Genomic DNA, 13,891 nt, shown 5'->3' with positions numbered 1-13,891 from the left:
GTATGAGCAGTTATCGGATCGCAGTATTGCCGGGTGACGGCATTGGCCCGGAAGTGATGGCCGAGGCCGTCAAGGTGCTGGAAAAGGTGCAGGCCAGGTTCGGCTTCACCCTCGACTACGAGCGCCATGACGTGGGCGGCATCGCCATCGACAACCACGGCACCCCGCTGCCCCAGAGCACCATTGCAGGCTGTGAAGCGGCCGACGCCGTGCTGTTCGGCTCGGTAGGCGGCCCCAAGTGGGAGCATCTGCCCCCCAACGATCAGCCGGAGCGCGGCGCCCTGCTGCCCCTGCGCGCCCACTTCAAGCTGTTCTGCAACTTGCGTCCGGCCCGTATCTACACCGGCCTCGAGCAGTTCTCGCCGCTGCGTGCCGACATCTCGGATCGCGGTTTTGACATCGCCTGCGTGCGCGAGCTGACCGGCGGCATCTACTTCGGTCAGCCCAAGGGGCGTGAAGGGGAGGGCCCCACCGAGAAAGCATTCGACACCGAGGTGTACCACCGCTTCGAGATCGAGCGCATCGCCAAGATAGCGTTCGAGTCGGCCCGGGTTCGCAAGGCCAAGGTCACCTCCATCGACAAGGCCAACGTGCTCGCCTCCTCCATCCTGTGGCGCGAGGTGGTTACGCAAGTCGCCAAGTCCTATCCGGACGTGGTGCTGAATCACATGTACATCGACAACGCCACCATGCAGCTCATCAAGGATCCGTCCCAGTTCGACGTGCTGCTCTGCTCCAACCTGTTCGGCGACATCCTCTCCGACGAGTGCGCCATGATCACCGGCTCCATGGGGCTGCTCCCCTCCGCCAGCCTCAACGAATCGGGCTTCGGTCTGTTCGAGCCGGCCGGTGGCTCGGCCCCGGACATCGCCGGCAAGGGGATCGCGAACCCCATCGCCCAGATCCTCTCCGCCGCCCTGATGCTGCGCTACAGCCTGGGCCAGGAAGCCGCCGCCCAGGCCATCGAGCAGGCCGTGGCCCAGACCCTGGCCGAAGGCTACTTCACCGCCGACCTGCATCAGGCGAGCGCCAAGCACCCGGTGCAGAGCACGGCCGAGATGGGCAGCCAGATCGCCGCGCGCATCTGACCCCACGGCATAGATAACAAGGAAACCGAGCAATGGCCAAGACCCTCTATCAGAAAGTATTCGACGCCCACGTGGTGCGGGAAGTGGAAGGGGAAACCCCCCTCATCTACATCGACCGTCACCTGGTGCATGAAGTGACCAGCCCGCAGGCATTCGACGGCCTGCGCGCCATGAACCGCCAGCTGCGTCGCCCGGATCTGACCTGGGCCACCATGGATCACAATGTCTCCACCACCACCAAGGACATCGCCGCCTCCGGCGAGATGGCCCGCATCCAGATGGAGACGCTGGCCGCCAACTGCAAGGAGTTCGGGGTTCGCCTCTACGATCTGAACCACAAGTACCAGGGGATCGTCCACGTGATGGGTCCCGAGCTCGGCATCACCCTGCCCGGCACCACCATCGTCTGCGGTGACTCCCACACCGCCACCCACGGCGCCTTCGGCTCGCTCGCGTTCGGTATCGGCACCTCCGAGGTGGAGCATGTGATGGCCACCCAGACCCTGAAACAGGGTCGCGCCAAGACCATGCGCATTTCGGTCAACGGCAAACTGGCCGAAGGTATCAGCGCGAAAGACGTGGTGCTGGCCATCATTGGCAAGGTCGGCCATGCCGGCGGTACCGGCTATGTGGTGGAGTTCGCTGGCGAGGCCATCGAAGGGCTCACCATGGAAGGGCGCATGACGGTGTGCAACATGGCCATCGAGCTCGGTGCCAAGGCGGGCATGATCGCCCCCGACCAGACCACCATCGACTATATCCGTGGCAAGGAGTTCGCCCCCAAGGGCGAGGCGCTGGAGCAGGCCATCGCTTACTGGCAGAGCCTCAAGAGCGATGCCGATGCCAGATTCGATGCCGAAGTGGTGCTGGACGCCGCCGACATCGCCCCTCAGGTGACCTGGGGCACCAACCCGGGTCAGGTGATCGCCGTCAATGAACCCATTCCGGCGCCGGAATCCTTCAGCGATCTGATGGAGCAGCAATCCGCCCGCAAGGCCCTCGCCTACATGGATCTGCAACCGGGTCAGAAGCTCTCCGAGGTCGCCATCGACAAGGTGTTTATCGGTTCCTGCACCAACAGCCGCATCGAGGATCTGCGCGCTGCCGCCGCCATCGCCCGCGGTCGCAAGGTCGCCGCTGGCGTGCAGGCGCTGGTGGTGCCGGGCTCCGAGCAGGTGAAGGCCCAGGCCGAAGCCGAGGGGCTCGACAAGATCTTCATCGAGGCAGGCTTTGAGTGGCGCCTGCCCGGCTGCTCCATGTGCCTGGCCATGAACAACGACCGGCTGCAACCGGGAGAGCGCTGCGCCTCCACCAGCAACCGCAACTTCGAAGGGCGTCAGGGCCGTGCCGGCCGCACCCACCTGGTGAGCCCGGCCATGGCCGCCGCCGCCGCCGTCATCGGCCGCTTCGCCGACATTCGCGCGCTGTAAGAGGGGTTGAGGATGAAAGCATTCAAACAACACGGACGGCCCTTCGCCGTCACCGACATCATCTTCGCCGACATTCGTGCACTGTAAGAGGGAACGTACATGACAGGTTTCAAACAGCATAAAGGGATCGTCGTTCCCCTCGACAGCGCCAACGTCGACACCGACGCCATCATTCCCAAGCAGTTTCTGCAGAAGGTCAATCGCATCGGTTTTGGCAAGCACCTGTTCCACGACTGGCGCTTCCTGGACGATGCCGGTCTGCAGCCCAACCCCGAGTTCGTGCTCAACCAATCGCAGTTCGCCGGCGCCAGCATCCTGCTGGCCCGCGAGAACTTCGGTTGTGGCTCGAGCCGCGAGCATGCCCCCTGGGCGCTGGCGGATTACGGCTTCAAGACCATCATTGCCCCGAGCTTCGCCGACATTTTCTACGGCAACGCCATCAACAACGGCATGGTGCCGGTGCGCCTGAAGGAGGAAGAGGTCGACGCCCTGTTCCAGCTGGTCGCCGCCCAGCCGGGCATCGAGATCGAAGTGGACCTGGAAGCCAATCAGGTGCGGGCAGGTAGCCTCACGTTCGACTTCGAGATCGATGAGTTCCGTCGCTACTGCCTGCTCAACGGGCTGGATGCCATCGGCCTGACCCTGCAGCACGAGGCCGCCATCAGCGCCTTCGAGGCGAAACAGCCGAGCTGGATTTAAGCAGCCAGTTGCAAAAAACTAGTAGAATCAACAGGGAGCCTTGGCTCCCTGTTTTATTGTCAGGCCTAGGTGCACGCCATGGCCCGCCACTTCTGCATACCCGACGAGACAGCTTGATGAAGATGACGCTTGCCCTCCCCCTGCTCTGCGGCCTCTGGCTGGCGCTGCCGGTCTGCGCCGGGCAGACCTATTTCAACAGCAGTGGCGGTCAGCTCAACGTCGGCTGGCAGGACAAGGAGGGCAAGGTGCAGCAACTCACCTATCGGCTGGAGGCAGGCAAGCTGCCGCCGCTCATCGCCTATCGGTCGGCCCGCATGCAGGAGGACGTGCTGCAGAGCCTGCTGCAGCAGGGAGTGGCCGAGTTCCCCGCCGTGCAGTTCTCCCTCTCCCGCCCCGAGATGGAGCTCAGGCTCAAGGGCCGTCAGCCCGAACAGGTCGCCAAGGCTATGAGCTGGCTCACCCAGCAGCGCGACAAGCAGGAGGCAGAGTGGCTCAAGCTGCACTATTTTCAGCCGTTCACCGCCCCCGACGGTGCCGCCGCCATCAAGCAGGATCACGTGCGGATCGCGCTGGAGAGCCGCAGCGAACTGGCGCCGCTGGCCGAACAGCTCAAGCAGCAGGGCAGTACCGAGACCGAGGCGCGCCAGAAGACCACGGCCCAGATGCTCGACTTCATTCAGGCCATCCCCTATCAACTGCTCGACAGCCAGTCGGGCCGCCAGGGCAAGGGCTTTCTCAGTCCGCGCCAGGTACTGGAGCAAAATCAGGGCGACTGCGACAGCAAGGTGACCCTGATGACCGCCATGCTGGCCCAGCTCTTTCCCGAATTGAAACAGGCCATGGTGTTCGTACCGGGTCACGCCCTGCTCGGAGTGGTGCTGCCGGCCAAGCCGGGCGAGGCCACCTTGAGCTGGGAAGGGGAAACCTACCTGCTGATGGAACCCACCGGCCCGGCCCAGCTGGCGATGGGCCAGCTGGCCCCGACCAGCAAGACCTTCATCGACAGCAAGCAGCTCAGCGTGCAGCCGGTTCGCGCCGACAAATAGGTGGTAGAACGTCTAAACACCAAAATGAAAGCGACCAGCGCAAGCTGGCCGAGAGAAGCAGGGAGATGGGTAGATCAGGCGAGAGACTGGAACTCGATGGCCAGCAAGAGCCCGTCCTCCTCCTCCAGTACCCTGATGATGCGGGCCTGCGCCTCGAAGGGGGGCAACAGGTTGTTGTTGGTGGCCAGGCTCACCCGGATGGGTTGGGTCGTATCGAGCTGGTGCTCCGGCACCGAGATGCCCATGCCGTTGGCGCTGAGATCCCGACAGACCCCCTCCAGCACCTGCTGCTGCTGGAAGATGGTGACGGGAGCATTGATTATCATGCGCTGGAAGGCGCGTCTTTCCTTGGTGCTGGTGATCACGCAAACATCCTCTGTTGAGCTGATCCGTCTCGCTGGCCCGCAGGAACAATTGTGCTGGCCTCCCCCCAAGAACGTTAATACAATGCGGTGCGTTTCTCAAACGGGGTGCGGTCTACCGCTGAGATTATACCCGTGAACCTGATCCAGATAATGCTGGCGGAGGAATTTGAGGCATGGCGCTCGTTTTTGCGCCCTCATCCGCTGGCACCTCATTGCTAAAGGGAGTGCCACCCATGAAAACCCTGCTGCTGGTCGCCACCGGCCTGCTCTCCGTTCAGGCCTTCGCGGCGGATACCCTCACCGTCTACACCTACAGCTCCTTCACTGCCGAGTGGGGACCCGGTCCCAAGATCAAACAGGCCTTCGAGAAGGAGTGCGGTTGTACCCTCAATCTGGTGCCGCTCGAAGATGGCGTGGCCATCCTCAATCGGTTGCGACTGGAGGGCAAACACAGCAAGGCCGACCTGGTGCTGGGGCTGGACGATGCCCTCGTCAGTGAAGCCAAGCAGAGCGGCCTGTTCGCCGCTCACGCCACCAAGCTGGATGGCCTCAAGGTGCCCGGCGGCTGGCAGGATGACACCTTCGTCCCCTACGACTACGGCTACTTCGCCTTCGTCTACGACAAGGAGAAGCTCAAGCAGCCCCCCAAGAGCCTGAAAGAGCTGGTAGCGCGGCCCGACCTCAAGATCATCTATCAGGATCCCCGCACCTCCACCCCGGGCCAGGGGCTGATGCTGTGGATGAAGTCGGTCTATGGTGACCAGGCCCCCGCCGCCTGGGAGCAACTGGCCAAAAAGACGGTCACCGTCACCAAGGGGTGGTCAGAGGCCTACGGCATGTTCCTCGATGGCGAGGCGGACATGGTGCTCTCCTACACCAGCTCACCCGCCTATCACCTGATTGCCGAGCACAAGTCCCAGTATCAGGCCGCGGCGTTTGAAGAGGGGCACTACCGTCAGGTGGAAGTGGCCGCCAAGCTCAAAAATGCCAAGCAGGGCAAGCTGGCGGATCAGTTCCTGCAGTTCATGATAAGCCCCGCCTTCCAGAACGAGATGGCGACTGGCAACTGGATGTATCCGGTGATCGACACACCGCTGCCCAAGGGCTTCGAGCAGATGATCACCGTAGCTAAGCCGCTCGCCTTCAGCTCTGACGAGGTGGCCGCCAATCGCAAGGGCTGGATCCGCGAGTGGCTGCAAGCCGTTACCCAGTGAGTCGTCTCTTCGTGAAACCTGGGACGCGTCTGCTCTGGTGGCTGCCGGGCAGTGCCGCCACCGTCCTGATCCTGCTGTTGTCGCTGGGGCCGCTGGCGGCCCTGTTGTGGCAGGCAGGGGGGCTAGCCCCTCGCACCCTGCTGGCCGATCCCTACCTGCGCCACGTGCTGGGCTTCAGCCTCTGGCAGGCGCTGCTCTCCACCCTGCTGAGCCTGGGACTGGCCATTCCGGTGGCCCGCGCCCTGGCGCGGCGCCGCTTTCCGGGGCGCACCCTGCTCATCAAGCTGTTCGGCCTCTCGCTGGTACTGCCGGTCATCATCGCCGTCTTCGGCATTGTCGCGGTGCATGGCAAGCAGGGCTGGTTGCCGCAACTGCTGCACGGGTTCGGGCTCGCTCCCGGCAACTACCTCTACGGCCTGTTCGGCATCCTGCTGGCCCACGTCTTCTTCAACATGCCGCTGGCCGCGCGTCTCTTGCTGCAGAGCCTGGAGAGCATCCCAGAATCCTCCTGGCGCCTCGCCGACCAGCTCGGCATGCGCTCTTCCCATATCTTCCGACTGCTGGAGTGGCCGCTGATCCGGGCCCAGTTGCCAGGGCTGGCCAGCCTCATCTTCATGCTCTGCTTCACCAGCTTCGCCACCGTGCTGGCGCTGGGGGGTGGCCCCAAGTCCACCACCCTGGAGGTGGCCGTCTATCAGGCGCTGCGCTTTGACTTCGATCTCGCCACCGCCGGCGGACTGGCGCTGGTCCAGCTCATCCTGACCGCCGCCCTGCTGATGCTGCAGCACAAGCTGCAGAGCAGCCCGGCCAGCCGGATCACCTCTCATCGCCCCTGTCTGCGACCGGACCGTCATCAGCCGGGCAGCGGCCTGGTGGATGCCCTCGCCCTTGCCACCGGGCTGGCGGTATTCCTGCCCCCCTTGCTGGCCATAGTGGTGGCCGGCCTCAATCCCGGCCTGCCGGATGCCCTGACCTCAGGCAAGCTGTGGCTGGCCAGCGGCCAGTCGCTGCTGATTGCGCTGGCGGCGGGCAGCCTGGCCACCCTGCTCGGCAGCGCCCTGCTGCTCACCAGCCGCCATCTGCGGGTTCGGGAGCACAAGCGGCGGGCCGCCGCCCTGTGGGAGACCAGTGGCTCGGTGATCCTGATGATCCCGGCGGTGGTGCTCTCCACCGGCCTCTTCATCCTGTGCATGCCATTTGCCGATGTCTTTGCCCTCGGCCCCTGGCTGGTGGTGCTGGTCAACGCCCTGATGGCGCTGCCCTATGTGCTGCGTACCCTCTCCGCCCCCATGCAGCTGGTAGTACGCCAGTACGACCGGCTGGCCGACAGCCTGGGGGTACACGGCCTGCATCGCCTGCGACTGGTTGAGTGGCCCCTGCTGCGCCGTCCGCTGGGCCAGGCGGCGGCGCTGGCCATGATCTTGTCGCTCGGGGATCTCGGCGCCATCGCCATGTTCGGCAGCCAGGAGCTCACCACCCTGCCCTGGCTGCTCTATCAGCAGCTCGGCAGCTACCGGCTGACCGAGGCGGCCGCCACCGCCCTGCTGCTGCTCACCCTCTGCTTCTCCCTGTTCTGGCTGGTAGAGCGGGGGCTTGGAGGAAAGCATGCCGACCATTGAGAGACAAAAGACCCGGTGCTACCGTCTCGGCGGCTGTGCTGGCCGCTCAAACGCCCCCTTGAGAGGAAAACATGCTGAACATTGATACGCTGGTGACCAGCTACCCGGACTGGCGCGTCAGCTTCAGCGCCACCCTGCCCAAGGGGGAGATCACCGCGCTGATAGGCCCGAGCGGGGCAGGCAAGTCGACCCTGCTCGGCATGATCGCCGGTTTCGTGCCGATAGAATCAGGCACCCTCAGCTTCGATGGTGAAGATCTGCTGCCGCTGGGCCCAGCCGCACGGCCCGTGACTACCCTGTTTCAGGATCACAACCTGTTCCTGCACCTGTCGGTATTCGACAATATCGCCATCGGCTTGCACCCCGGCCTGCGCCTGAACGCCGCTCAGCGGGCTCAGGTGAAGGATGCCGCGAACCGGGTCGGCCTCGGCGAGATGCTCACGCGCCTGCCGGAACAGCTCTCCGGTGGCCAGCAGCAACGGGTCGGGCTGGCCCGCGCCCTGGTACGGGGCAAGCCGCTGCTGCTGCTGGATGAGCCCTTCTCGGCGCTCGATCCGGCCCTGCGCCGGGAGATGCTGGCAGAGGTGGCCCGGCTCGCCTGCGAGCAGGGCATTACCGTGCTGATGGTCTCTCACAACCCGGAAGATGCCCAGCTCATCGCCGATCAGGTATTGTTCATCGACGAGGGGCGCATCGCCCTGCAAGGTAAACCCGACATCCTGCACAACAGCGACCACCCCGGGCTGCTGCGCTACCTTGGCCGTGCGCTAGCGCCATAATGAATGGCTAACAAGCTGATGGTCTCCCACTATCAGGCCGGAGGATGTCCTGCTGATTCCGCCGACCAGGTATTGTTCATCGACGAGGGGCGCATCGCCCTGCAAGGCAAACCCGACATACTGCAAAACAGCGACCCCCCCGGGCTACTGCGCTACCTTGGCCGCACAAAGGAGTTGTGACCGGCAACGGGATCAAAAAAGGGGAAGCCAGTCGGCTTCCCCTTTTCATATGAGGATGGATAGTCAGATCAGAGGTTTTCCTCGGCGAAGGAGGCGAGCTTGCTGCGCACCACCCCGTTCAGGAAAATGTTGGCACTGCCATCGAAGTCCTTGAAACGCTCGACTATGTAGGTCAGACCCGAGGTCACCGGGCTCAGGTAGTTGGAGTCGATCTGGGCCAGGTTGCCGGAGCAGACGATCTTGGTGCCCTCGCCGCAGCGGGTGATGATGGTCTTGATCTGGGATGCAGTCAGGTTCTGGCACTCATCCAGCAGCACGAAGGTGTTCTGGATGCTGCGCCCGCGCATGAAGTTGACCGATTTGAACTGGATGTTGGCCTTCTCCATGATGTAGCTGAGGGACCCGCTCATGTTCTCGTCCTGCTTGTGCAGCACCTCCAGGGTGTCGGTGACCGCAGCCAGCCAGGGCATCATCTTCTCTTCTTCGGTGCCGGGCAGGAAGCCGATGCTCTCGGCAATTTCCGGAGTATTACGGGTTACGATCACCTTCTCGTAGATCCCCTTCTCGATCACCAGCTCCAGGGCGGCGGCCATGGCCAGCAGTGTCTTGCCGCAGCCCGCCGGGCCGGTCAGGATCACCAGATCGATGTGCGGGTCGAGCAGCGCATCGAGCGCCATGCCCTGATAGACGTTCTTCGGATGCACCCCCCACGCCTTGCGGGACATCAGTCGCTCGCGCCCCAGATCCTTGATGCGGATCTTCTGGTTGTCGTGGCTGAGTACCCGGGCGGCGAAGAAGTTCTCTTCATCGATCAGGTACTGGTTGACGTGAACCCCCTCCAGCAGCTTGGCATCGATGACGTGGACGGTATCGCGGCCATGGGTCTCGCTGTCACACTCGCCGACCCGCTCCCAGAAGCTGCCTGGTACCGTCTGGAAGCCCTTGGCGAGCAGCCTGATGTCGTCGATCAGCTGGTCGCTGCGGTAATCCTCGACGTGGGCAAGCCCGGCACCCTTGGCCTTGAGCCGCATGTTGATATCTTTGGTGACCAGCACCACCTGCCGTTTCAACTCGTGTTTTTGCAGGTAGAGGGCCGCGTTGATGATGCGGTTGTCGGCCTCCTTGTCGGTGAACACCTCGGCATCCTGGGGCAGATGGTGGTCACTGAAGATGGAGATGTGGCCGCTCGCCTCGCCGGCCAGCGCCACCCCCTGCACTATCTGCTCGGGTGTCGCGTCGCGGAACACGTCCTCCAGCGCCCGGATGGCGATGCGCGCATCACGGCTGACATCCTTGTGGCGATCCTTGATGTTGTCTAGCTCTTCCAGCACCGTCATGGGGATGAGCACGTCGTGCTCTTTGAAGGAGTAGATGGCGAGGGGTTCGTGAAGCAGAACGTTGGTATCCAGGATAAACAGCTTTCGGTCCGTATTGTCCATAAGCATCCTCCTTGGCACTGAAGGTGCCACGTGTGTGAATCTCAGATGTCATTGAAACCACACGGCCGTGACAGTTTTATTACCTCCAACGCTACGCCCGATTTTACCATCACGCAACAAATCACTTGGGCACCCCGCGTGTTTGCGCAGAAAAACAGCAGCTGGCCTTTACTGGCCCTCAAGGGTTCAACTGCACTTGGAGTCGCCGCAGTTAAGGCAGGTCATGCAGCCATCTTTCTGCACCAGCGCCTTGCTGTGGCACTTGTAGCAGAGCGCCGCACCGGGGGGAAAACCACTCCCAGCCTGCTGCTCGTCGGCTTCTTGCGCGGCTTGGATCTCCGCCTGCTTGCCGGCCAGAAACGCCTGCTGGTGCTCATCCAGCCCGGCCCCCTTGAGCATGCCGATCTCGGTGAGGTGGGTCTCGATCACGTTGCCAATTTCGGCGATAAGGGACGGTACGTACTTGCCCTTGTTCCAGTAGCCGCCCTTGGGATCGAACACGGAGCGCAACTCCTCCACCAGAAAGGTGACATCACCCCCCTTGCGAAACACCGCCGAGATGATGCGGGTCAGCGCCACTATCCACTGGTAATGTTCCAGGCTCTTGGAGTTGATGAAGATCTCGAATGGCCGGCGGGTCTCGTGCACCGTCCCCTCATTGAGCACTATGTCGTTGATGGTGATGAACAGCGAATGCTCGGAGACATGCTCGGGGGTCTTCAGCTTGTAGGTGGTGCCCATCAGCCGCTCCGGCCGCAGCACGGTCTCGTGCATCTGTACCACGGCATCCTGCTGGGCCGGCTCTGCTTGCGGCTCGTCCCGGGTTTTCACCTGGTAGGCGACGATCTTCCCGTCGATCTTCTTGACCATGAACTCGTCCTCAAAATTTGCCGTAATAGCCTTCTTTCAAGGCGTCGTAGAGGTTGGCGGCGGTATGCAGCTCGCCATCGTATTCGATCTCCTCATTCCCTTTCGCCGTGATGACGGAGCCATCCTCCAGGGTGAACTCGTACAGGGTCTTCTCCAGATCCAGCTCCTTCACCAGCACGCCCTGGAAGGCTACCGGATTGAATCGGAAGGTGGTGCAGCCCTTGAGCCCCGAATCCGAGGCGTAGAGGTAGATGTTCTTGAACTGTTCGAACGGAAAGTCGGTCGGCACGTTGGCAGTCTTGGAGATGGATGAATCAATCCAGCGCTGAGCTGCCGCCTGAATGTCCACATGCTGCGCCGGCGTGATGACATCGGCGGTGATGAAGTAGTCCGGCAGCCGGGTCACCTCATCTTCGGCATAGGGCATGGCCGCCGGATTCACCAGCTCGCGGTAGGCGAGCAACTCGTAGGAGTAGACATCCACGCTCTCCTTGCTCTTTTTGCCCGGTTTGATGACGTTGCGGCTGTAGTGGTGGGCAAAGCTAGGTTCGATACCGTTGCTGGCGTTGTTAGCGAGCGAGAGTGAGATGGTTCCGGTCGGCGCTATGCTGCTGTGGTGGGTGAAACGCCCCCCCACTTCGGCCAGCTCGGCAACCAGGGCGGGATCCACCTCGGCCACCTGCTGCATGTAGCGGCTGTAGCGCGCGTGCAGCACCTTGCCCTTTACCTTGTCGCCCGGCTTGATGCCGTCTGCCGCCATCTCGGGGCGCAGTCGCAGCAGCTTGCCGGTCACCTCGAACTCCTGCTCCATGATGGGGGCCGGGCCCTTCTCCTTCGCCAAGGCCAGGGACTCGCGCCAGCCGGTCATGGCCAGCTCCTGGGATACCTGTTCGGTAAAAGCGACTGCGGCAGCAGAGCCATATTTTATCCGCAGCATGGTGAGGGCCGAGCCGAGGCCGAGAAAGCCCATGCCATGACGGCGTTTGCTGATGATCTCCTCGCGCTGCTTGGCCAGCGGCAGCTGGTTGATCTCCACCACGTTGTCGAGCATGCGGGTGAAAATGGCCACCACTTTGCGAAATGCGGGCCAGTCAAAGGCGGCCTGTTCGGTGAAAGGATCGCGCACGAAGCGGGTCAGGTTGACGGATCCCAGCAGGCAGGCCCCATAGGGAGGCAGCGGTTGCTCGCCACAGGGGTTGGTGGCCCGGACCTCCTCGCAGAACCAGTTGTTGTTCATCTCGTTGACCTTGTCGATCAGGATGAAACCGGGCTCCGCGTAGTCGTAGGTGGAAGTCATGATGACGTTCCACAACCTGCGGGCCGGCAGCGTCTTGTAGACCTTGCAGGCGACCTGTCCCAAGGCGTTGACGACAACCCCCTCCTTGTTGGGCCAGTCGGCCCAGACCACCTGGGCGGGATCATCCAGCGCAATACCATCCTGCCCCACCTCCCTGGCGGTGTAGGGGAAGATAAGCTGCCAGGGGGCATCCTCTTTCACCGCCTTGACGAACTCTTCGGTGATGAGCAGGGAGAGGTTGAACTGGCGCAGGCGGCCATCCTCCCGCTTGGCCTGGATAAACTCGACCACATCGGGATGACGAATATCCATGGTGCCCATCTGGGCGCCACGACGCCCTCCCGCCGACGAGATGGTGAAACACATCTTGTCGTAAATATCCATGAAGGAGAGCGGGCCAGAAGTATGGGCCCCGGCGCCGGAGACAAAGGCCCCGCGCGGGCGCAGGGTCGAGAAGTCATAGCCGATGCCGCAACCGGCCTTCAGGGTCAGCCCCGCCTCGTGCACCTTGCCGAGGATATCGTCCATCGAATCCTCGATGGTGCCGGACACGGTGCAGTTGATGGTGGAGGTAGCAGGCTTGTGCTCGAATGCGCCGGCATTGGAAATGATGCGGCCAGCAGGAATGGCACCATGGCGCAGAGCCCACAGGAAGGGCTCATACCAAGCATCAGAGTCATGCTCCTGCGCGGCGAGAGCGCGGGCAACCCGCTGGTAAGTGTCATCGATGGCACCATCGATGGGAGTGCCGTCCTTGCTCTTGAACCGGTACTTGCTGTCCCAGATCTCGAGGGAAGTCTCCTGCAGAGGGATCTGACGAAAGCCGCTTTCGCTCTCTCGCACCGGATGTGATTTAGCCATGTTCAATCAACCTCCTGGATATGCCGCGACCTCATGACAGTAACAGCCATTACTACATATAGCCAACAGAGAAGGTAAAATCACAATATATAGTAATTATTTGCGCTTTCTGGTCATGTCTGCCACAAGCAAATGCCCCGGCCAGCAGGATACTGATCCGGGGCATTACATCGCGTCATTGCTCGGGAAGCTCGCTTCCCGTCGCAGATCAGGGCTTCTTGACGTATACGGTCGGGGTGTCACCAGCCATATTCAGATAGAACTCATAGACACCATCCACATCCGGTGAGAACTTCATGTCCTCATACTTGGAGCAGGGATTGACCGGTACGGCTTCGCCACCCAGCACGGCAACGCCATCGCTTGGGCTCTTGTAGCCGAAGTTGGTGCCGCAGCTCCAGCCGGAGTCGGCAAACTTGAACTTGTAAGGAGCCCATTCTTTCTTGAGCGTTCCCTTGGCCATATAGAGCTTGTCGGCCACCTTGACCACCTTGCTCGCATCGGTTGCCATCCAGTCGTTCATCTCCCCGCGCAGGTAGATGGACTTGCCACCGAAATCGCTGTTGTCCGCCGCCGCTTGATCCGCGCCGCCATTGGATGCGCAACCGCCTAATACCAGGGTTCCCGCCGCCAGCATCATCGTTACTGTTCTTTTGAACATGTGTCCATTCCTCAGATTATTGTGATTCCTTGGCCCATCGAACGTGGGCTGACGAATTAAAGCAGAGCGAGCATCGCAAGAAAGGTAGAGGCATCACATTCCGTGCTTTTTCTGCTCAACAATTGAATTGATGGACAAATATCAGCCCCGTAATGGGCAAACTGCACAAGAAGCAATGTGAGTAAGGTGGTTGCAGATCGAACAGCTGAACTGCACTTAGGGGAGAAATGGCTGAATTTCAGGCAATAAAAAAAGCCCGCTCAGATGAGCGGGCTTCTTCAATTGGGTGCCTGGCAGTGTCCTACTCTCGCATGGCGAATGCCACACTACCATCGGCGCTACA

Annotated in this window: 13 protein-coding genes and 1 riboswitch; of the genes, 8 read left to right on the top strand and 5 right to left on the bottom strand. The window is 62.0% G+C overall.

The genetic code is table 11. The features are described 5' to 3' along the window. The first annotated feature begins 2 nt into the window (after positions 1 to 2). From leuB to AB5Y98_RS00735, 4 genes are all read left to right on the top strand, one after another. Positions 3 to 1,088: a 3-isopropylmalate dehydrogenase gene (leuB, locus tag AB5Y98_RS00750; RefSeq protein ID WP_368231088.1), complete on the top strand. Its 1,086-nt coding sequence runs from the start codon at positions 3 to 5 to the stop codon at positions 1,086 to 1,088. Between the two features lie 32 nt (positions 1,089 to 1,120). Next, positions 1,121 to 2,518: a 3-isopropylmalate dehydratase large subunit gene (gene leuC, locus AB5Y98_RS00745; RefSeq protein ID WP_368231086.1), complete on the top strand. Its 1,398-nt coding sequence runs from the start codon at positions 1,121 to 1,123 to the stop codon at positions 2,516 to 2,518. Between the two features lie 99 nt (positions 2,519 to 2,617). Then, entirely contained in the window at positions 2,618 to 3,217 is a 600-nt protein-coding gene (leuD, locus tag AB5Y98_RS00740; protein ID WP_368231084.1) for a 3-isopropylmalate dehydratase small subunit, read from the top strand. A gap of 116 nt (positions 3,218 to 3,333) precedes the next feature. Beyond that, entirely contained in the window at positions 3,334 to 4,263 is a 930-nt protein-coding gene (locus AB5Y98_RS00735; RefSeq protein WP_368231082.1) for a transglutaminase domain-containing protein, read from the top strand. 74 nt (positions 4,264 to 4,337) lie between these two features. On the opposite strand, the gene AB5Y98_RS00730 is transcribed toward AB5Y98_RS00735, so the two are convergent. Then, positions 4,338 to 4,628 (bottom strand): PilZ domain-containing protein, encoded by a 291-nt coding sequence (locus AB5Y98_RS00730; protein WP_005304376.1) that lies wholly within the window; start codon positions 4,626 to 4,628, stop codon positions 4,338 to 4,340. 91 nt (positions 4,629 to 4,719) lie between these two features. Next, positions 4,720 to 4,810, top strand: a riboswitch (TPP riboswitch). 51 nt (positions 4,811 to 4,861) lie between these two features. Here AB5Y98_RS00730 and thiB point away from each other — a divergent pair. The 4 genes from thiB to AB5Y98_RS00710 all read left to right on the top strand — a co-directional run bounded on the left by thiB (position 4,862) and on the right by AB5Y98_RS00710 (position 8,420). Continuing rightward, complete coding sequence (thiB, locus tag AB5Y98_RS00725; protein WP_368231080.1) at positions 4,862 to 5,842, top strand: thiamine ABC transporter substrate binding subunit; 981 nt, start codon at positions 4,862 to 4,864, stop codon at positions 5,840 to 5,842. Then, a complete protein-coding gene (thiP, locus tag AB5Y98_RS00720; protein WP_368231396.1) occupies positions 5,839 to 7,461 on the top strand; it encodes a thiamine/thiamine pyrophosphate ABC transporter permease in 1,623 nt (540 codons plus the stop codon). Before thiB ends, thiP begins: the two co-directional genes overlap by 4 nt. Positions 7,462 to 7,532: 71 nt before the next feature. Beyond that, positions 7,533 to 8,240, top strand: a complete 708-nt coding sequence (gene thiQ / locus AB5Y98_RS00715) for a thiamine ABC transporter ATP-binding protein (RefSeq protein ID WP_368231078.1) — start codon at positions 7,533 to 7,535, stop codon at positions 8,238 to 8,240. Between the two features lie 3 nt (positions 8,241 to 8,243). Beyond that, the gene (locus tag AB5Y98_RS00710; protein ID WP_368231076.1) at positions 8,244 to 8,420 is read left to right on the top strand and encodes a hypothetical protein; all 177 of its coding nucleotides are present in this window, start codon (positions 8,244 to 8,246) and stop codon (positions 8,418 to 8,420) included. A 68-nt stretch (positions 8,421 to 8,488) separates the two neighbouring features. Here the strand turns inward: AB5Y98_RS00710 and AB5Y98_RS00705 are convergent, their stop codons facing one another. From AB5Y98_RS00705 to AB5Y98_RS00690, 4 genes are all read right to left on the bottom strand, one after another. Further along, positions 8,489 to 9,859 carry a PhoH family protein gene (locus tag AB5Y98_RS00705; protein WP_017763817.1) on the bottom strand — a complete coding sequence of 457 codons (1,371 nt, stop codon included), beginning with the start codon at positions 9,857 to 9,859 and terminating at the stop codon, positions 8,489 to 8,491. 186 nt (positions 9,860 to 10,045) lie between these two features. After that, entirely contained in the window at positions 10,046 to 10,729 is a 684-nt protein-coding gene (locus AB5Y98_RS00700) for an NrdJb (RefSeq protein WP_095593376.1), read from the bottom strand. A gap of 10 nt (positions 10,730 to 10,739) precedes the next feature. Further along, positions 10,740 to 12,887: an adenosylcobalamin-dependent ribonucleoside-diphosphate reductase gene (locus tag AB5Y98_RS00695; protein WP_368231074.1), complete on the bottom strand. Its 2,148-nt coding sequence runs from the start codon at positions 12,885 to 12,887 to the stop codon at positions 10,740 to 10,742. Between the two features lie 208 nt (positions 12,888 to 13,095). Continuing rightward, on the bottom strand, positions 13,096 to 13,548 hold the full coding sequence (locus AB5Y98_RS00690; RefSeq protein ID WP_042050247.1) for a pullulanase: 453 nt from the start codon (positions 13,546 to 13,548) through the stop codon (positions 13,096 to 13,098). Positions 13,549 to 13,891 lie beyond the last annotated feature (343 nt).

Source organism: Aeromonas sp. s3 (assembly GCF_040907805.1).
GTDB classification, from domain to species: domain Bacteria; phylum Pseudomonadota; class Gammaproteobacteria; order Enterobacterales; family Aeromonadaceae; genus Aeromonas; species Aeromonas dhakensis.
The sequence above is the reverse complement of the archived record's forward strand: the minus strand, read 5'-3'. Positions and strand labels throughout refer to the sequence as shown.